Origin of the sequence: Ensifer sp. Root31, assembly GCF_001424825.1 — a bacterium.
GTDB lineage: Bacteria > Pseudomonadota > Alphaproteobacteria > Rhizobiales > Rhizobiaceae > Ensifer > Ensifer canadensis.
The window spans coordinates 1-19,026 of record NZ_LMCO01000007.1; the positions used below are offsets into that span (position 1 = coordinate 1).

At 60.9% G+C, this 19,026-nt stretch carries 17 protein-coding genes and 3 pseudogenes; 11 read left to right on the forward strand and 9 right to left on the reverse strand.

Translation table 11 applies throughout. The features are described 5' to 3' along the window. Window positions 1–33: 33 nt before the first annotated feature. Together ASD00_RS08825 and ASD00_RS41560 are read right to left on the reverse strand one after the other, a co-directional pair. Window positions 34–1,412 (reverse strand): annotated as a pseudogene (locus tag ASD00_RS08825) (IS1182 family transposase). Window positions 1,413–1,501: 89 nt separating this feature from the next. Then, window positions 1,502–1,660, reverse strand: a pseudogene (locus ASD00_RS41560) (IS5/IS1182 family transposase); the annotation flags it as partial. A gap of 228 nt (window positions 1,661–1,888) precedes the next feature. Here ASD00_RS41560 and ASD00_RS08835 point away from each other — a divergent pair. Further along, window positions 1,889–4,198 (forward strand): rhodanese-like domain-containing protein, encoded by a 2,310-nt coding sequence (locus tag ASD00_RS08835; protein WP_025427580.1) that lies wholly within the window; start codon window positions 1,889–1,891, stop codon window positions 4,196–4,198. Window positions 4,199–4,404: 206 nt separating this feature from the next. On the opposite strand, the gene ASD00_RS08840 is transcribed toward ASD00_RS08835, so the two are convergent. Continuing rightward, on the reverse strand, window positions 4,405–6,189 hold the full coding sequence (locus ASD00_RS08840) for an adenylate/guanylate cyclase domain-containing protein (protein WP_057206253.1): 1,785 nt from the start codon (window positions 6,187–6,189) through the stop codon (window positions 4,405–4,407). A gap of 422 nt (window positions 6,190–6,611) precedes the next feature. On the opposite strand from ASD00_RS08840, the gene ASD00_RS08845 reads away from it, so the two are divergent. Both ASD00_RS08845 and ASD00_RS08850 read left to right on the forward strand, forming a co-directional pair. Continuing rightward, entirely contained in the window at window positions 6,612–7,271 is a 660-nt protein-coding gene (locus tag ASD00_RS08845) for a peroxiredoxin (protein ID WP_025427578.1), read from the forward strand. Between the two features lie 261 nt (window positions 7,272–7,532). Continuing rightward, the gene (locus ASD00_RS08850) at window positions 7,533–8,570 is read left to right on the forward strand and encodes an MBL fold metallo-hydrolase (protein ID WP_025427577.1); all 1,038 of its coding nucleotides are present in this window, start codon (window positions 7,533–7,535) and stop codon (window positions 8,568–8,570) included. A gap of 163 nt (window positions 8,571–8,733) precedes the next feature. Here ASD00_RS08850 and ASD00_RS08855 read toward each other — a convergent pair whose 3' ends face one another. Continuing rightward, a complete protein-coding gene (locus tag ASD00_RS08855) occupies window positions 8,734–9,615 on the reverse strand; it encodes an NAD(P)-binding domain-containing protein (protein WP_057206190.1) in 882 nt (293 codons plus the stop codon). A 146-nt stretch (window positions 9,616–9,761) separates the two neighbouring features. Between ASD00_RS08855 and ASD00_RS08860 the strand changes: the two genes are divergently transcribed. The 3 genes from ASD00_RS08860 (at window position 9,762) to ASD00_RS08870 (ending at window position 11,513) form a co-directional block, all read left to right on the forward strand. After that, window positions 9,762–10,118, forward strand: a complete 357-nt coding sequence (locus ASD00_RS08860) for a helix-turn-helix domain-containing protein (protein WP_082523501.1) — start codon at window positions 9,762–9,764, stop codon at window positions 10,116–10,118. Between the two features lie 531 nt (window positions 10,119–10,649). Beyond that, window positions 10,650–10,946, forward strand: a complete 297-nt coding sequence (locus tag ASD00_RS08865; RefSeq protein WP_057206194.1) for a hypothetical protein — start codon at window positions 10,650–10,652, stop codon at window positions 10,944–10,946. A gap of 357 nt (window positions 10,947–11,303) precedes the next feature. Then, window positions 11,304–11,513: a cold-shock protein gene (locus tag ASD00_RS08870; protein ID WP_025427573.1), complete on the forward strand. Its 210-nt coding sequence runs from the start codon at window positions 11,304–11,306 to the stop codon at window positions 11,511–11,513. Between the two features lie 231 nt (window positions 11,514–11,744). Here ASD00_RS08870 and ASD00_RS08875 read toward each other — a convergent pair whose 3' ends face one another. The 4 genes from ASD00_RS08875 to ASD00_RS08890 all read right to left on the reverse strand — a co-directional run bounded on the left by ASD00_RS08875 (window position 11,745) and on the right by ASD00_RS08890 (window position 13,018). Further along, window positions 11,745–11,945: a hypothetical protein gene (locus ASD00_RS08875; protein WP_025427572.1), complete on the reverse strand. Its 201-nt coding sequence runs from the start codon at window positions 11,943–11,945 to the stop codon at window positions 11,745–11,747. A 97-nt stretch (window positions 11,946–12,042) separates the two neighbouring features. Continuing rightward, on the reverse strand, window positions 12,043–12,258 hold the full coding sequence (locus ASD00_RS08880) for a hypothetical protein (RefSeq protein ID WP_025427571.1): 216 nt from the start codon (window positions 12,256–12,258) through the stop codon (window positions 12,043–12,045). Window positions 12,259–12,273: 15 nt separating this feature from the next. After that, window positions 12,274–12,561, reverse strand: coding sequence for a hypothetical protein (locus tag ASD00_RS08885; RefSeq protein ID WP_025427570.1), 288 nt, complete (start codon window positions 12,559–12,561; stop codon window positions 12,274–12,276). A 271-nt stretch (window positions 12,562–12,832) separates the two neighbouring features. Beyond that, the gene (locus tag ASD00_RS08890) at window positions 12,833–13,018 is read right to left on the reverse strand and encodes a cold shock domain-containing protein (protein WP_057247483.1); all 186 of its coding nucleotides are present in this window, start codon (window positions 13,016–13,018) and stop codon (window positions 12,833–12,835) included. A 256-nt stretch (window positions 13,019–13,274) separates the two neighbouring features. On the opposite strand from ASD00_RS08890, the gene ASD00_RS08895 reads away from it, so the two are divergent. The 5 genes from ASD00_RS08895 to ASD00_RS08920 all read left to right on the forward strand — a co-directional run bounded on the left by ASD00_RS08895 (window position 13,275) and on the right by ASD00_RS08920 (window position 17,537). Next, a complete protein-coding gene (locus ASD00_RS08895; protein WP_057206196.1) occupies window positions 13,275–13,763 on the forward strand; it encodes a metal-dependent hydrolase in 489 nt (162 codons plus the stop codon). A gap of 346 nt (window positions 13,764–14,109) precedes the next feature. After that, on the forward strand, window positions 14,110–15,063 hold the full coding sequence (locus ASD00_RS08900) for a glycine betaine ABC transporter substrate-binding protein (protein WP_025427567.1): 954 nt from the start codon (window positions 14,110–14,112) through the stop codon (window positions 15,061–15,063). 77 nt (window positions 15,064–15,140) lie between these two features. Next, window positions 15,141–15,770 carry a L,D-transpeptidase gene (locus tag ASD00_RS08905; RefSeq protein WP_225906323.1) on the forward strand — a complete coding sequence of 210 codons (630 nt, stop codon included), beginning with the start codon at window positions 15,141–15,143 and terminating at the stop codon, window positions 15,768–15,770. 191 nt (window positions 15,771–15,961) lie between these two features. After that, a complete protein-coding gene (locus tag ASD00_RS08910; protein ID WP_051509209.1) occupies window positions 15,962–16,270 on the forward strand; it encodes a hypothetical protein in 309 nt (102 codons plus the stop codon). 355 nt (window positions 16,271–16,625) lie between these two features. After that, entirely contained in the window at window positions 16,626–17,537 is a 912-nt protein-coding gene (locus ASD00_RS08920) for an EamA family transporter (protein ID WP_025427564.1), read from the forward strand. 816 nt (window positions 17,538–18,353) lie between these two features. Here ASD00_RS08920 and ASD00_RS08925 read toward each other — a convergent pair. After that, window positions 18,354–18,914 (reverse strand): annotated as a pseudogene (locus ASD00_RS08925) (class I SAM-dependent methyltransferase); the annotation flags it as partial. Between the last annotated feature and the right edge of the window lie 112 nt (window positions 18,915–19,026).

A 19,026-nucleotide genomic window follows, 5' to 3' on the forward strand; every position in this document is an offset into this window, starting at 1 on the left:
CGCCTTAGCGCAAGGTATCGATGTATGCCGCGCTCATGCGGCGATGGCGCGGTATAGCGACCTTTGCGGCCTGAGTTTCGCGAGCCTCCTGAGGTTTTGGGCGGTTGCTGCCAGCAAGAATTCGTCTCGCGCACCGCACGGTCCTCTTAGCCTCAAACGCGCCATCCGCAGAATGCGCTTGAGGTGGGCAAAGAGCATTTCTACCTTCTTGCGACGATGTCGGGACTGCACGTATTCAGGTGTGGTGGCAATAGCTCGGGCAACATCGCGGGCATCCTCGTTGAGATCACGCGGCACCTTGCGCATAGGCATGTTCGGGCAGCAGCGAAGCTTTAATTCGCACGGGTCGCAGTTCTTTTTGCTGGCGCGATAGAGTCGTGTTCCTTCGCTCGTGATCCCTGATCTGGGCGTTGCATAGGTTCGATGGAACTGCTTCAATTCCTTTCCCGCAGGGCAGACGTAGCGATCATTCTCGGCCTCCCAGGTGAAGTCCGAACGCGAGAAGGTCCCGTCCGTCCGGTTCGATTTGTCGAAGACAGGAATGTGCGGCGCGATCTTCTTCTCCTTGACCAGCCAGGCCAGATTGTCGGCAGAACCATAAGCGCTATCGGCTGCCAGATAGTCTGGCTTCAAGCCGAAGCGGTTCTCGGTCCTGTCGAGCATTGTGCGGGATGCTCCGACCTCTGCCTGGCGGATCGCACGTGTCGCCTCCACGTCCAGAATGACGCCATGATCGGTATCGATCAGATAGTTGGTGGCGTAGGCGAAGAAGGCATGGCCTTTGTGGGCACCCGTCCATTGCGCTGCTGGATCGGAAGGCGAGATGAACTTCGGCGTCACCGGCGATGCCGCACCGAAAGCGGCATCATCAAGAACTGCAAGGTATTCCTGGACCGAGCGGCTGGCATCGTCTTTGACTTCCCACTCCGCACCAGGCACAGAACGCTGCTTGTTGGCGTCTGCGGCGATCAGGCTTGCATCGACGGCAAACCCTTCCGCGCCACCAGTCCCTGGGCAAGACAGCGTTCCACCACCGTCTCGAATAGGTGCCGCAGGATGTCGCTTTGCCGGAACCGGCCATGACGGTTCTTCGAGAAGCTGGAGTGATCCGGYACCTTGCCGTCCAGTCCGAGGCGGCAGAACCAACGATAGGCAAGGTTGAGGTGGACTTCCTCGCAAAGTCGCCGTTCCGAGCGGATACCCATCGAATAGCCGATGATCAGCATCCGCATCATCAGCTCAGGGGCAACCGAAGGACGACCTGTGTTGCTGTAGAACGGCTTCAACKGTGCTCGCACGCTGTCGAGGTCGAGATGGCGGTCTATCCCGCGCAGCAGATGGTTAGCAGGGACGTGATCTTTGAGGCAGAAGTCGTAGAAGAGCTGCGCCGGAGCCGCCTGACATCCCATCATTCACCTGATCCCCTGCAAATCACTCAGAGGATTGAATCACGCGTCCCAAGTACCGGCAATACCGAGTTTTTCAACAGTATCGGCCCGAAGCGGCCAACTGTGTTGCTGTAGAACGGCTTCAACGGTGCTCGCACGCTGTCGAGGTCGAGATGGCGGTCTATCCCGCGCAGCAGATGGTCAGCAGGGACGTGATCTTTGAGGCAGAAGTCGTAGAAGAGCTGCGCCGGAGCCGCCTGACATCCCATCATTCACCTGATCCCCTGCAAATCACTCAGAGGATTGAATCACGCGTCCCAAGTACCGGCAATACCGAGTTTTTCAACAGTATCGGCCCGAAGCGGCCATTCCGGCAAGGTCCCGAGTCAGGCAATAAATCTGGCACGAGCGAGGAAACAAGCGTAGCTTCGGAAGCTAGAGTTCCCGCCCCTGACCAACGCAAGAGCGAGGCCTTCTCTACACCTTTGGGAGAGGTGGCTATGGAAGCAGTTCGCGCAGAACGGCGGCTGGTGGCAATTCTTGCCGTCGACATTGTCGGTTATTCGCGACTCATCGAAGCCGACGAGGCCCGGACCCTGGCTGCAATCAAGGCATGGCGTTCCGAAATCTTCGATCCCTTTATGGAAGATTATCACGGACGCATCGTGAAACTCATGGGCGATGGTGCGATCGTGGAATTTGGCTCCGTCGTCGACGCCGTGGCTTGCGCAGTCGCGTCACAAAGTAAGGTCGCTGCGTGCCAAGTGGATGTCCCAGTCCAGCGTCGACTTCTCCTCCGCATGGGCATCAATCTCGGAGATGTGGTTGTCGACGAGGATGATTTGCTGGGCGATGGCGTCAACGTCGCGGCTCGCCTTGAGCAGATGTGTGAGCCAGGGGGACTTTTCGTATCTGGCACTGCTTTCGATCACTTGCAGGGCAAGTTCGAATTGCCGCTGGAATTTATCGGCGAGCAGCATGTGAAGAATATCCAGCGGCCCGTCCGTGTCTACCGGGTGAGGTTCGAGGGAAATACTCGGCTGCGACGCTTCAACCTCAAAAGCTTTCGCCGTTGGAGAATCCCGGCTGCTTTGGCCTTCCTGCTCCTGATAAGCGTTCCAGCAGTTTGGCTGGCCCAAACGCGCGAAAGTGCTGACGCGGCGTCCGTTGCGCGGATGGCTTTTCCGCTACCCCAAACGCCCTCCATCGCCGTCCTGCCATTCGACAATCTCAGCTCTGATGCGGGGCAGAGCTATTTTGCCGACGGGATGACCGACGACTTGATCACCGAACTCTCAAAACTGTCTGGCATCTTCGTGATCGCGCGCAACTCGACCTTCACCTACAAGGGCAAGCCCACCAAAGTTCAGCAGGTGGCCGAGGAACTGGGCGTCCATTACATCCTGGAGGGCAGCGTACGTCGAGAGGGAAACCATGTTCGTGTCAATGCCCAGTTGATTGACGCGATCGACGGACATCACCTCTGGGCCGAGCGCTATGATGGGGAAATGAGCGGCGTGTTCGGGCTGCAGGACAGGGTGATCGGACAGATCGTTTCAACTCTTTCAGTGAAGCTGACGAGTGCCGAGCGAAGCGTGGCAGCGGTGCCGGAAACGACGAATCCGCAAGCCTACGATTCGCTGTTGCGGGGTTGGGATCATCTTCGCCGGGACAGCGAGGCCGAAACGGCCACGGCCTCCGACTTCTTCCAGAAGGCGATCGTACTCGATCCAAACTATAGCCGCGCCTATGCGTCACTGGCAGCAGCAAACTGGCGGACGAGCATCTTGTCCTGGGATTTTTACCGTCGGGAGACCGCTTCAAAGAACCTCATCAGAAATCTAGCAAAGGCTATGGAGAAGCCGACGCCGCTTGCCTATGCGATATCGGCGCAGGTGCTTGCGCAGCAGGGTCGCTATGACGAAGCATTCACTGCCATCGACCGGGCGATGAAGCTTGCGCCGAATGATCCTGACAACCATGTCGGCCTGGCGCGGATTCTCAACGCGAAGGGACGCGCAACTGAGGCGGAACAGCAGGCCCGCCTGGCGATGAGGTTCGATCCCCATCCCTCGCGTGCAACGCTGCGCATGCTCGCAGTCTCGTTCTTTTCCCAGGGAAAATATGTCGAAGCCGTCGACACCTTTGAACGCGTGATCGGCAAAAAGTCCGATCTCCGGGCAGATTACGCCACCCTGATAGCAAGCTACGGACATCTCGGGCGCACTGACGGCATTCAGACGCTGATCGACCAGTATAACACGCTGGCCATGTCCTTCTTGGGCGATCCGCTCACCGTCCAGGAAAGTGCTTATGATTGGTATGGTAGCGCATTCAGCTACCATAGGCCTTACATCACGCGCCTGCAGGAGGGACTCCGCAAGGCCGGATTGCCCGAGGGGGCTGGCACAGACCTCGCCCTTGACGACTACGTGAAGTTTATGGCGCTGACCAAGGGCGAACTCAGTGTCGACAGAACCATAAAAATCGATGTCACGGAAGCAAAGGCGCTGCTCGCACGCGGCGTGCCCTTCATCGATGTGCGTGCTTCGCTTAACTATGACAATGGCCATATCCCCAAGGCCATCAACCTATCCCTCGTCACCGGCCTATCAAAGGAAAGCCTTGCCATGGTGGGGGGAAAGGAAGGTGAGGTCGCCTTCTATTGTCAGGGCAAGAGTTGCACCTATGCCGCTTATGCTTCGGCCAAGGCGATCGCCTGGGGTTACACGCACATCTACTATTTTGCCGGCGGTTTTTTGGAGTGGGACGACGAGGGCTATCCACTTGTAATCGAGGTCAAGAGATAGATTGAGCAAGAGCCACATGAAACCATGTGGCCACCAAACGCAATCCGGATCATTGTGACCACCTTTGGCGCAATCCAGTCGTTCAATGTCTTGCAGAGATGACCTTCACACGTGTTGTGACCCGAACGGTTAGCTGCGCTACTTTCGCAAACAGTCTGTATGTCTTGAATGTGCCGAGCCAGGCACGCAAAGTGCTTCCCGGCCTCTCACTCCACCAGCCCCGCCTTGCGCAACCCTTCCACTCGACGCTCAAAATCATCCGGGTTGCGGAAGGGCAGGACGCGGCGGCGGCGGGGGATGGAGAAATTGGGGTTGAGTTCCAGCGCGCGGTTCCAGGCCTGGCGGCTTTGGTCCAGATGGCCGAGATGGCCGTGGCAGGAGGCGAGCAGGGCAAAGGCGGTTTCCGAATGCGGGTTTCGCATCAGTCGGGCCTCGATCGCCAGGATCGCCGTTTCGTAAGCGCCGAGCGAAAAGTGGGCGTCGGCGAGGAACTGTAAAAGCACTTCGGGATAGAGCGGGTCGAGCCGCATGGAGATGTCGAGTTCGTCGAGCGCTGCCTTCGGTTCGCCGGAGAAGATCAGCGCATGGGCGAGCGCCATGTGGAGCTGCACCGAGTTGGGCGCCAGCGCCAGCCCCAGATGCGCCTCGTCCCGCGCCCGGTCCAGCTCTCTCATCCACATGCAGGCGACGCTGAGCGCGCAGTGGCAGTCGGGCTGGTCGTCCGCCATCGCGACTGCCCGTTCGGCAAGCGCACGGCCGGTGCTCAGCGACTGCTCGGGATCGGCGCTCCAGTCGTTGATATAGTCGAGCACATGGGTGAAGGCGATGAGCGCATGGGCGGCGGCATAGTCGGGGTCGATGGCAACAGCGGCTTCGGCGAGGCTGCGTGCGGCAGCATTGGCGAGCAGCGTGTGCGCAGACGCCTGCTCGCGGCCGCGCAAGAGCAGCTCGTAGGCCTTGACGTCGACCGGGCGGCCGCCGGCAAGCGAGCTTTTGTCGCCGCCGGTCAACTGGACTTTCAGCGCAGTGACGATCTCCCGCGTCAGTTCGTCCTGCACCGCGAAGATATCGGTGAGATCGCGGTCGAAGCGATTGGCCCAGACGTGGCCGCCATCGTTGGCGTCGATCAATTGCGCGGTGACGCGCACGCGGTTGCCGGCCTTGCGCACGCTGCCTTCGAGCACGTAGCGCACGCCGAGCGCCTTGGCGACCTCAGGCACGGACACCGCCGCGTTCTTGTAGACGAAGGACGAGTTGCGGGCGATGACATGCAGCTCCGACAGCCGGGAAAGGTCGGTGATGATGTCCTCGCTGATACCGTCGGAGAAATATTCCTGCTCGGCATCGCCGCTCATGTTGTCGAAGGCGAGCACGGCGATCGAAGGCTTTTCCGGCAGGCGGTACGGGCTCGGCGGCTGCGCCTTTGCCGGCGTCGGGGCAGGGGCGGGGCCATTGGCCGCGCGGGCAACGCCGATCTCCAGCGCGTAGATCCGGATCGGCTCGACGATGTTCTTCAGCTGCGTGGCACCAAGGTCGGTTGCCGTAAGGTCCAGCCGCGCCTTGACCTGACGGTAGGCATCCTCGGAAAGGCAGATCGCGCCGGGGCGGGCGATGCCTTCCAGCCGCGAGGCGATGTTGACGCCGTCGCCCATCAGGTCGCCGTCGCTTTCCTCGACGACATCGCCGAGGTGGATGCCGATGCGGAACTCGATGCGCCGGTCCTCGGGCACGCCGGCGTTGCGCTCCAGCATGGCGCTCTGCACCTCGATGGCGCAGCGCACGGCATCGACGACGCTGCGGAACTCGATGAGGCTGCCATCGCCGGTGCGCTTGACGATGCGGCCGTTGTAGACGGCGATGGTGGGGTCGATCAGGTCGCTGCGCAGCGTGCGCAGCCGCGCCAGGATACGCTCCTCGTCGGCGCCGGCGAGCCGGCTGTACCCGACCACGTCGGCGACAAGGATGGCCGCAATTTTTCGCGTATCGCTCATGGCAGCTCCGACCTGATACCAACCTGCACCGATATTGACCTCCTGCGCCGGAGCGATTTTGTTCTCCGGCAAGAAGACAACCGGAGCCGGACCCAAGCGGTCCGGTAAGGATTGTCGACGCCATCAGCGGGCCAAAAGTGTCCGGCCCTTCGGGTGGGCCGCCTGTCGACCACCGGCCGCGTCGCAATCCTTAACCGATGCCAAGGCATCGCTCCGAGGTCTGCTCCTCGCCGGATGACCGCACACGGTCCCACGCAATCGGTCATATCAGCACAGACTGATATGACGCAGATTACCACAGCGGCAAGGCGGCCGCCTCTCGTCTCTCTACCTCATCTTTAGAAGTTGCCTATCGCACCAAAAGTGGCACACTTCCCGCCTTGTATGGCTGAAGCCAGCATATTCAAATGATGGGGTCTATCGTGACACTTGCAATCAACGACATCGCACCGGATTTCCAGGCGGAAACCACGGAAGGCAAGATCCAGTTTCACGACTGGATCGGCGATTCCTGGGCCGTGCTGTTCTCGCATCCGAAGGATTTCACGCCAGTCTGCACCACCGAGCTTGGCTACATGGCCAAGATCAAGCCGGAATTCGACCGGCGCGGGGTAAAGATCATCGGGCTCTCCGTCGATCCGCTCGACCGCCACGCCGGCTGGGTCAGCGACATCGCGGAAACGCAGGGAGCCACGCCGAACTTTCCGATGATCGCCGACGTCGACTACAACGTGTCGAAGCTCTACGGCATGCTGCCGGCGCCGGTATCGGGCGACCCGACGCAGCGCACCGCCGCCGATAACCAGACTGTGCGCAACGTCTTCGTCGTCGGGCCGGACAAGAAGGTCAAGCTGATCCTGATCTATCCGATGACCACCGGTCGCAACTTCGACGAGGTGCTGCGGGTGATCGATTCGCTGCAGCTGACGGCCAAGCACAAGGTGGCAACGCCGGTGAACTGGAAGAACGGCGAAGACGTGATCATCGCCGGCTCGGTCAGCGACGAGGAAGCCAAGCAGAAGTATCCGGAAGGCTGGCGCGCACCAAAACCCTATATCCGGATCGTGCCGCAGCCGAAGTAATCGCGGGAGGCGGCCTGCCGCGCCCGCGCCACTGCATGACGCCCTGGGCCGGAGCCGGTCTCGGCAAGGATCATGCAGCCGCTTCTTGAAGTACGAGACATCCCGCGGATGAGATTTGTCCCGCGGGATGCAGCGGGCTTGCACTAAAGCGCGTCGCGATCTCTAGGATTCGCTTGCTGCGCTTTACGCTCTTGTTTTTGCGCATGTCGTCATCGCAAAACCGCTGAGCACTTTTGCGCGACATGCTCTAGGGAGAAACCGATGATCTTCCGCCAACTCTTCGACAGTACGTCCGGCACCTATACCTACCTCATTGCCTCCAGGCAGGGGGGAGAGGCGCTGATCATCGACCCGGTTCTGGAAAAGGTCGACCGCTATCTGCAGCTGGTGCGCGAGCTTGACCTGAAACTGGTCAAGGCGGTCGACACGCATCTGCATGCCGACCACATCACCGGGCTCGGGGCGCTGCGCGATCGCACCCATTGCATCACCGTCATGGGCGAGCAAACGGCGGCCGATGTGGTTTCGATGCGGGTGGCCGAGGGCGACCGTGTTTCGATCGAGGGCCTCAGCCTCGACGTGCTCTACACGCCTGGCCATACGGACGACAGCTATTCGTTCCTGACGGGTGGGCGGGTGTTTACCGGCGACACGCTGCTCATCCGCGGCACGGGGCGCACGGATTTCCAGAACGGCGACCCGCGCCAGCAATATGATTCGATCTTCAACAAGCTCTTGAAGCTGCCCGACGACACGCTGGTCTATCCGGCCCACGACTATAAGGGCGACACGGTCTCGACCATCGGCGAGGAAAAGCGCTTCAATCCGCGCCTCAAGGTGCAATCGGTCGACGAATATGTCGACCTGATGAACAATCTCAACCTGCCGAACCCGAAGATGATGGATGTGGCAGTGCCGGCCAATATCCATGTCGGCCTGCATCAGGACGAGATCGCCGCCAAGGGCTGGGCGGTTTCGGCGGTGGAAGCCCTGGCGCTCAGGGGCCGTTCGGATGTCGCAATCGTCGATCTGCGCGAGAAGGCGGAGCGGGAAAAGCACGGCGCCATTCCCGGTGCGCTGCACGCACCCTATCCGGAACTGCGGGAAAACATCGGCGCTGGCGGCATGCTGCATGAACTGGCGCTTGCGACGGGCAAGCGCATCGTTTTTTATTGCGCCTTCGGCGAACGCTCGGCGATGGCGGTCCAGGCGGCGCAAGCCGCCGGACTGATCAGCGCCTGCCATATCGAGGGCGGCATCGATGCCTGGAAAAAGGCAAACGGGCCGCTGGTGCGCTAAGGCGCCGCGCGTCGAACATGACGCGCGAACGACGCTGTAACGCTTTAAAGTTACTGCATGATTTCTCCTTGGATCGGATCCGATCCAAGGGCTGATCCCTAGCCAGCTCGGAATGGCGGCCGGTCCGGGAATAGGTGAGATGTTCCCTGTTTGCTTGAGGGCGCTACGCCTTGCCCATGAACTGGGAGAGGGCGGCGAAGTCGTCATGCAGATGGCCCGATGCAATCGCCCGGCTGAAGATCGCGTCATAACCGTCGACTACGGTCCGATCGATGCTGCGCGCTTCCATCAGGTCCTTGAGATGCTGGAACGCGCCGTAATGCGGCGAGATCGACGACAGCGTTTCCGCGTCGCTGGCAAACCGTCCGGCACCGGTCCGCTTGATCAGGTCGGCGACCAGCCCTTCGACGACGGGCGCGGTCGCCTTCCATTGGCGTCCCAGTTCGCCAACGTCGATGTCTTCGGCTCGGCAGACGGCGATCGCGTGCAGCCCGCCGAAGAGCGCCCCCCACATCAGCGCGAGGAGGGCGCTATCGAGCGCGTTGGCGCGCCCCGGTTCGGTGCCGATGTGCTGGACATTGCCGCCGAGCGCGCGAAACACAGTCTCGTTGGCGGTGAAGGGTTCAAGCGCGCCCGATAGCAGGATCGTGCCCGCATCGGTGCCGATGAAGTCGGGCGTCGCCAGGATGGCGCCATCGATGTATTGGGCGCCATGGGTCGCGGCCCACCCGCTGGTTTCGCGCGCGCCCTCAGGCGTCCCCGAGGTCAACTCAACGATCAGCTTGCCTGCCAGGCCGGGCGCAACGTCGTTTGCGCGCAGCAACGCTGCGGTGGCGGCATAGTCGCTGACATTGACGATGACGATCTCGGACGCGTCAATCGCCTGGCGGACGGTCGGCGCTAAGGTGGCGCCGAGTGCCGTGAGCGGCTCGGCTTTCTCCCTTGTCCTGTTCCAGACCGTGGTGCGATACCCGGCCTGGAGCAGGGCGCGCGCCAGCGCCGATCCCATGCGTCCCGTTCCCAAAACACTCATTGATGGCTTCATTGCAAAACTCCATATCCGTTGGCGCGACGCTTTTTTTGCCGTCGCTGGCCAGAGGTATGGTGGCGCCGGACGTGCGCAATACGCACCGGCCGGTAAGCGCTTACCGTGGGGTAAGTGCTTACTCCCCGGATAGTAAGGAGGATATCGTGAACCCGACCATGGAAAATTGCGGCTTTGCCACCGCACTCAAGGCGATCGAGGGCAAGTGGAAGGTCGATATCCTCTGCGAGCTTGGAAAGGCGGCGCGCCGGTTTGGCCGCCTACGCCAGTCCATCCCGGCGATCAGCGAAAAGATGCTGGCCCAGCCGCTGCGCGAGCTGGAGGCGGATGGACTGGTCGATCGTACGGTTTATTCGTCGCTGCCGGCAAAGGTTGTCTACTCCCTGACGGAGCGCGGCGCGGCGCTCAACGTTGCGGCCGCCGCCTTGTGTCGTTGGGGGGAAGAGGGCGGTCGGCATGGCAAGGGTTCAGTGGCCGTCGTCGACGATGCTGTGGTTGCCTGAGGCGGTTGGGGTGACCGGTGCGAACATTGGGCAGGGACAAGCTGAGCATGCCCCGCCGCTTCCGATGATTTTTTCGTGCCTGTTACCCTGGGAACACCTCCTGGCAGATCGCTCGGCTAATATCCAACACATGCAAGGCAAAGACCTTTGCCAAGAGCAATGCGAACCAACTGATCGCCTCCCAGTCAGCTGGTTCACGTGATCCCAACGAGCCTCCCCGTTGGTGATCCGCATCTGCCAAAGACCCGTCGCGTGCTGACCGCGGCGGGTCTTTTCTCGTTTGGCCGTGGCGTCGCGACAGATCACGCCTGAACGGCGCTGCGACGCTTGAAAGCTGCCGTGGATTGCTCCCTGAGCCAGATGCCAAACGAAGGAGCATGCCGTCGATGATGTCGCGGTGGCGGCAATGGGCCGCATGCCAACGCCTTGCTGCGGTTGCACTCTTGCTTGACACCCATTCTCATGCTGCCACGATCCGGCTGCCGGTTTCTGCCCCCGGTGCTGTCGACCACGGTTCCCAAGGAGAGTGTCATGAAGACGTGCCTGCGTGCTGCTGCCGCAATCGCTGCATTTGCTCTGGCCGGCGATGCCGTTGCCGGCATTCCGCTGGTCAATGCTTCCTGCCCTGGCAATATCGAGGTGCACGCCGATGAGGGCGGGCCGATCTATATCAACGGCAAGGAAGGCAAGCTGAAGAAATTCAACGACAACTACTTCGAAGCCAAGGGCGGCGGGGTGACGATTTCGCTCAGCGTCAACCCGGACGGTTCGCCCGCCGTCTCCTATACTGGTAAGGGCGGAGCCAACGGCATCTGCACGATCAAGTAGGCGCATCTGCCGGCAGGCAGCGCCGCTCGCCGAGGAATGCATCGCGGGCGCGGACGCCACGCCCGGCCGACAAACCAACCCAGCCGCGTGCCCGGTCAAGGCTGCCATCGGCCGGGCGGGATGCGCGCAAGTTAGGCCATCGAAAATGGTGTACGGAGCCCTTACGTATTTCCGTAGTCGATCTTGCTCCTTGCTAAGAACACAATGTGCCTGTAAAGGGTCTGCCATCGATCTTGCTTGCTGAGCTTTGTTTTCTCGCCGACCGGCGTTCAAGCTGACCTTTCCTATCAAAATCGATCTTACTGCCTTGTCCGGCCCAAAGTCGGGAGGCGAACTTTTGATTGAAAGGAATTTCTTATGAATACTGGAACCGTAAAGTTCTTCAACACCACCAAGGGTTTTGGCTTCATCGCTCCGGACGACGGCGCAACCGACGTTTTCGTGCACGCTTCTGCTGTTGAACGCGCTGGCATGAGCTCGCTCGTTGAAGGCCAGAAGGTCCGTTTCGACATCGTTCGCGATGCACGTTCGGGCAAGAGCGCTGCCGACAACCTGTCGGCTGCGTAATCACCGATATTTCGTCTCTGGTCCTTGACCACGGATGTACTGGCACTGGCCATTGAGACGATATTGAGAAGGTCGGGATTTCCCGGCCTTTTTCTTTGGGCGCTTTTCAGCCCGCAAGACTGCGACGCGTGGCGATTGCCGTCGTCACAGACGACCGCGCCCTCGGGCTCGCCCGTCTGCCTGCGCCCTTGCCGTCGTGGCGCGTGTTCAAACAAATCCCGTTGCCACCGTTCACAAGAGGCGATGCCGCTCCAGCGTTTCGCGGCCGCGCCGCGATTTGACGGCGCTCTCGTTCGCACCCTTCTGCTCGTCGTCCGACAGGGTTTTTGGCTTGCGGAGAGACGGTTTTCGCGTCGGCGGCTTGGTGATGGGCACCATGGCCGGCGCGCCTTTCCACTGGAGCAGCTGTCTCAGTTTTCCGTAATAGGTCATGGCGGTTCCTCGGTTGGAGCATTTCCAGGAAAAGTGCGAAGCGGTTTTCCGTCCGGAAATGCGTAAAAACAAACAGATAGAGCGTTTCCGAAGCGATCTAGTGGCGGGGCATGCCCCACTCGATCGGCTCCAGGTTTTCCTCTTTGCTGACGCGGTCCTGGCCAAGTTCGTCGTTGCGAATTCTGTACTGGGGCTGGCTGTCGCGAACGGGCATGATGGCGGTGATGCGGTAGGTTTCCGCGGCAATCGGCGAGATATGGCTGCGATCCCTGAGACGGACCGATAATCCAACGGCGAAGCGATGTGCGGGCATTGGTTCTTGACCTCTTCAGGGTTGGGGTGCCGGGACGAAGGCATGCTTGGCGCGGTCGATAGCGATGATGCGATCGAGCTCATCCGGCGCGATTGCGACCATGCGCATGCGATGGTCATTGTCCGCGGTTGCCGGCACCTTGATGAAGGTGGCGACGCGATGATAGGCGAGCCACGAAATGCCTTCGATCAGTTCCTCGTCATCATCCACCTCATAGTCTCCAGCCGCGAGCACTCCTTCGACATCCGGCAATTGGAAGGGTTCACTGAAGTGGACGGTGCGGTGCTTGGTTCGGCTGAACATGACGTCTCCTTCTAAAGCGGGCCGCGATCTCCGAGGGGCGCTTATTGCGTTTCAAGCTCTTGTTTTTGCGCATGCCGTGATCGCAAAACCGCTACGCACTTTTGCGCAATGTGCTCTATCGCCGGCATTTGCGCGGCGTTGCGACTACAGCGCCGCGCGTCTTATTAGACGTGCAAAGGTCGCTGTAGCCCTTTGAGTAGCTGCATGTTTTCATCCTTAAATCGAATAGGATTTAAGGAAACAGGCAGTAGGACGATCTGTTTCGACTGCGTCAGAGCCGCAGGTTGCGGGCGGCGATGCGCCCCTTTTCGTCTTTCCAGATCTCGAAGCGGAAAGTCTGCCCGGGAAAGATCGATTTGATGCCTGACCTATAGAGCGCCCGCGCATCGACGTAGACTGCGCGACCACCGTCTTCCGGCTGAACGAAGCCGTAGCCGCGATTGAAGTCGAAACGCATGATCGTTCCTGTGATCATGTCAGCACATGGGCGTTCGAGGGATGTCGAGCGTGCGCGGCGCGCACACTTCAACGCTCGATATGGGGAAAGATGGCGGGTCGAGAGCCTCTGACGCCGCGAAAAGCCATAATGGCCAATGTCGATAAGATACTGTGAGCTTTAATTGCGTCTAACGCAAGGTCGCCACGAATTCGACCAGATGAGTTGCAATCGCGTTCCTGTTCGCGTCATGCGTCAATTGTCCGGGGGATCGTTCTTGTTCGTTGCTCATCTGCCGGCGGGCTACCTGCTCAGCCGTTTCATCGCGCGTGGTAGACCGACTCAATCCGGCGCGATCATTGCCACAGGGATTGTCTGTTCGGTGCTGCCGGATTGTGATCTCGCCTATTTCTATCTGGTCGACGGCCGGCGAACGGCGCACCATGACTATTGGACGCACACGCCGCTGTTCTGGCTGGCTGCCGCAGCAGCTCTGGCGCTGGCGTTGACGCTGAGTGGCAGGCGCAATCAGCTCATTCTCGTCAGCGTCGGGCTCGCGAACGTGCTGTTGCATCTGCTCCTGGACTCGGTCGCCGCCGATATTCGCTGGTTCCATCCGTTATCGGATCTTCGCGTGAACCTCGTGCACGTCCAGGCGCTCTACAAACCCTGGTATCTCAACTTCCTCTTCCACTGGACCTTCATGGCCGAGCTGCTGATCGTGGTTTCGGCCGCCGTCGCCGCCACGCTCGACTGGCGGCGATAGCGCGGCCGGGTGGCTGCACTGCCTGCGGTCAAATAACGGTTGGACCATAGCTCGCCAGCTCTGGGGACAACTGCCGGCTGATAGAGAAAATCACAGCCATTTCAACGTCCGGTGTAACCGGGCGTTGACGGATGTCGATCCTGTAGGCATCCTGCCGGCCAAAGAAGACAGGGCGGCGGAAAACGGCGCCGGGGCCGGTAAGCGGCCCGGATACAGGAACAGTTGCATTCGATGGGGTGCGGGTACGCCCGCTCCCGGGGTGCGGGTACGCCCGCTGCCTGTGCCGCTTTCAATACGCATTCGCAAGTCATTCAAGTCGATCGGTCAATGCTGTTCGGAGGGGACTGTGAAGAGACGTCTAGAGTTCTGCATGTCTGCTTGCCTGGTGCTTCTGCTCGGCTCCGCTGCCCCCGTGATGGCGGCGGATCTGGTGATCGCCATGCCCAACTGGCCGTCCGGCCAGGCGACGGCCAATATCCTCAAGGTCAGCATTGCCAAGAAATTCGGCCTTGATGCCGAGGTCAAGGAGCTCGGCACGCTCAACGCCTTCGTCGGCTTCGAGACCGGCGATGTCGATATCCAGCCGGAAGTCTGGCAGCCCAATTTCGGGGACATCGTCAAGAAATATGTGACAGACAAGGGTGTGGCAACGCTCAGCGCACGCAGCGTGCCCGCCTGGCAGGGGCTCTGTGCCACGCCGGAGGCGGCAGCGACGATCAAGACGATCGCCGACCTTAGCGACCCCGAGAAGACCAAGATCCTCGACACCGACGGCGACGGCAAGGGCGAGCTCTGGATCGGCGCGCCGACCTGGCTTTCGACCGGTATCGAGCGCACCCGGGCCAACAGCTATGGCTATGGCGCCAACCTGACGCTGTTCGAGGCGGAAGAAGAGGTGGCAATGGCAGGGGTTGACGCGGCGATCGCGACGGCGCGGCCGATGGTGTTTTACTGCTATGCTCCGCACCACGTCTTCGAGCTGCACAAGATTGCGCGCATCGAGGAGCCGCCGCACGATCCGGCCAAGTGGAAGATCGTCGGTGCGGATGACCCCTTGTGGATCAGCAAGTCGACGGCTGCGACCTCCTGGGACGCGGCGCATTTCCAGATCGCCTACGCCACCGGCTTCGGCAAGAAACATCCTGACATCGCCAAGTTCCTGGATCAGGTCGATTTCTCGCCGGAAGAAGTGACGAAGATGAGCTACGCGCTGGAGGTCGAGCGGCAGGCGCCGGCCGACTACGCGAAGAAATGGGTGGACGACAACACGGCACGCATCGACGGGTGGGCGAAACCATGACGACAACACCGGATCGAAACGCAGCCGATGCAGGACGCGCCAGGTTCATGACCCGGGCGCGCAAGCTCGGGCTGGTGATGCTGGCCGCAGGCGTTTGTCTCGGCCCCCTGGTGGCGCTGGCGCAGACCCAGATCTATGACGCCAGGACCAAGAAATGGGTCAACTACGACAAGAAGAAAGCGCGGCAATATTTTGCCCGCAACAATCAGCTGCCCGAGGCCTTTCGCCGGCAGGTGGTGCCGTTCCGCACGGCGGAAAAGCCGGGCACGATCATCATCGACGGCAACCAGCATTTTCTCTATCTGGTCCAGCCCGGCGGGCAGGCGATCCGCTACGGCATCGGTGTCGGCCGCGAGGGCTTCGGCTGGGCCGGCATCGTGCGCGTCGGGCGCACGGCGGAGTGGCCGACCTGGACGCCGCCGGCCGAAATGGTGGCGCGCGATCCGAACGCTGCGAAATGGGCGGCAGGCATGCCCGGCGGCCCGGACAACCCGCTCGGCGCCCGCGCGCTCTATCTCTATGAGGGCGACCAGGACACGATCTACCGCATCCACGGGACGGTGGAGCCCTGGACCATCGGGCTCGACGTGTCGTCCGGCTGCATCCGCATGAACAATGATGACGTCACCGACCTGCACTCACGCGTGGAGGTCGGGGCGAAGGTGATCGTGCTGATGCAGGGCGCGGCACTCTACAAGGGTGTTTGACGAGACAAACCGGCGGCAGCGAACCTGACGGCGTGTCGGGCAGGTGCGTCTCGCAGGCGTGATGAAACCGGACTGTTTAGGAAATTGCGTTGCGACAGGTGTCTGATCTCAGCCTGCCTTTGAGACAAGGGTAGGCCGGGCAGCAAGCCACAGGATCTGGAAGGGGAGGACTTTTTGTGATCGAGGGGACGATGCGTTCAAGGAACTTGTTTGTCGCGGCAGGCGTTGGCCTTGCCATTCTCGGCGGCTGCCAGTCGGCGCCCCCGAAGCCGGAGGAAATGGCGCGCACGAGCTTGCAGACGGCGCCGGCCGATCTGCAGCTGATCTGCGCCAATGCGGCGGCCGGCACCGCCAAGGTCGATAGCAGCAAGGTTCTGCCCACAAGCTCGCGCCAGCTGGACGCGACATCCTACAGCGTCGATCTCGACGCCGGCGGACGAAAGTTCAACTGCATCGTCGACACCAGCGGCAGCGTGAAGTCGGTCCAGCCGGCCGCCTGACGCACGGCGCGTGAGGACGGATCAATGCTTCCGGCCTTATGTTGCCTCCTATCGACGACCCGAAACCGCCCGCGCGGTTTCGGGTCGCGATCGTTCGGCGCAACGCGCCGGCGGCCCGCAATATAGGGCGCAATGGTTCTTGGTCGCGCCTCGAATTTCCGCATGACTTCTCCTGGAGGTGGCGCCAGCTCAAGGCGGTGCAGCGCGCGCAACCATCAATCCGCTTGATGTGACAAAGGGGGCGATGCCCCAACGCGCCGCCACGTCGCATTTCCGTTAGCGATTGACCGTATGCGGCAGTGGAGAACGCCCTTTCCATGCGAAAACATGCGCTTGCGGATGGAGGCCATGCGACATGACGACGATACCGACGCTGATCGGCTTTCTGGCGATCGTGACCTGGTCGTTCCTTGCGCTTCTTTCCACCGCTGCCGGGCCGATCCCGCCGTTTCAGCTGGCCGCGATGACGTTTCTGCTTGGCGGGCTTGTCGGAGCCTCGAGCTGGGTCTTTCGTCCGGCCGCAATCAAGTCGCTGCGCCAGCCATGGCAGGTCTGGGCGCTCGGCACTGCCGGGCTCTGCATCTACCACTGCGCCTATTTCTTCGCGATCCAGTCGGCGCCGCCGGTCGAGGTGAGCCTGATCGCCTATCTGTGGCCGTTGCTGATCGTGGTGTTTGCGGCATTCCTGCCGGGCGAGAGGCTGCAGTTGCACCACATTCTCGGCGTGATCCTCGGTCTCGCCGGCGCCATTCTGGTGATTACCAAGGGCGGCAGCGTCGGGCTGGCCGAGGGCGTGAAGCCTGGCCATCTGATCGCCCTGTTCTGCGCCTTCGTCTGGTCCGGCTATTCCGTACTGTCGCGCCGGTTCGGCCAGGTGCCAACCGATGTGGTGGCGGGTTATTGCCTGATCACCGCAGTCGTTGCGCTTGCGCTGCATCTGACACTGGAAACCACCGTCTGGCCGGAAACGTCGGTGCAATGGGCCGCGATCGCCATTCTGGGCGCTATACCGCTCGGAGCGGGTTTCTACGCCTGGGACTATGGCTGCAAGCACGGCGACATCATGATCCTCGGCGCTCTTTCTTATGCCGCGCCGCTGCTCTCGGTCATCGTCCTGCTGCTGGCAGGGTTTGGCATGTTCCATTGGTCGATCGCGGTCGCCTGCGTCATGATCACGGTCGGGGCGATGCTTGCCGCCAAGGATATGCTTTTCAAGCCACGGCGGACGGCACGTCAGGCAAAACCGAAATTCGAGCGCGGACGCTAACCCGGTGAGCTTTCAGCAAGACTGAGGGTCGGCCTGCGGCGATCATTGCCTGTACGGTGCGGCGGCCATCGGGCCCACCTGAGCTTTAGCCTATCGGGAGACGTTCGTGGCCGGACTGGTCGGCGCGGCCATGTAACGCAACCAGCCAGCCTGGGGACGGTTGCGAGCCATGACTGTTACCTCCGCGATACTCTTTCTGGTTGAGGTTTCCGTGGAATTTGACTGGTTATCCGTTTGTGCGTTGCAGTATTTTTCTGTTGCGTTGCAAGATTGTGTTTCTGAATTGACGTTGATCAATAAAGTATATTTTCCTGAAAAGCTTTCCATTGGAACAAAATTATGCTCTCATAGGTTTAGTGGGAAGGAGGATGTACCATGCCAAACATTCTGGAGCACTTTGCACTTTTCGATGCGCTGATCATCGGCGCGATCTGCACGCTTCTGATCCTGAGTTACTTTAGTCGCGAAGCCTGAGATAAGGTTTTGGCTTGAACTGTTCGCGTCGTTAGAGCGGGTCGCCGGCCTTTGCTTTCTGGTGCTGATCCGCCCGTGCCCCTACAGCGCCGCGCGTTTTATTTAGACGCGCAAACGTCGCTGTCGCACTTTGAATGGCCGCAAGTTTTTATCCTTAAATCGAATAGGATTTAAGGAAACAGGCAGTAGCCGCGCAAAGCGGCAGTTGCTGCGGGCGGTACAGTCCTCCTGAACGCGTGGTCCTTTCATTTTTCGATCGATGGTGCTGACCGACGCGCGGAGTGTCCGTCTGCGTGCGCAGGAGGGAAGCAGCCCGCTTCGAGGCGTTGCGTGGTCAGCCGTGGCCGTCACATGCAGCCAGCGGGTCGGCTGGTTGTCGTAGCCGCCGCCGTCCGCTTCTTCGATGTGGATGTTCGACCATCCGGCCCATTCGAAACAGGTCCGGAGCCAGGCTGCCGAGGGATAGTTGAAGTAACGGCCGAAGCGGTCGTGGCCTTCCCGTTCGCCCGCCTTGAAACTCGCCTGCAGCAGGCCGCCCGGCCGCAAGGCCCTGTGCACCCGCACCAGCACGTCAGGCAATTCGGTGCGCGGCACGTGCAACAGCGAGGCTTCCGCCCAGATGGCGTCGAACCTCTGGCTCCACTCGATGTCCTGAAAGGTGACGATCTCGACCTTGCGGCCGATCCGCCGCTCTGCCGCGCGCGCCAGTTCCGCAGATCCGTCGCAGGGCGTGACTTCGAGCCCTGCCTCGATCAGATGCAGGCTGTCGTGGCCGCCACCGCAGCCGAGATCGAGCACAGCGGCACCGGGCGAAAGCCGGGCGATGAAGGCGGCGAGACGATCCGTCGGCGGTTGACGGTCGCGTGCCGCATAAGTCTCGGCGTTGTCGCGGTAGAAGGCCATGGTATCGTCGCGTGTGCTCGTCACTTGGTATTCCTCTTACTGCATGTTTCCTTAAATCCTATTCGATTTAAGGATAAAAACATGTGGCAATTCAAAGTGCTACAGCGACCTT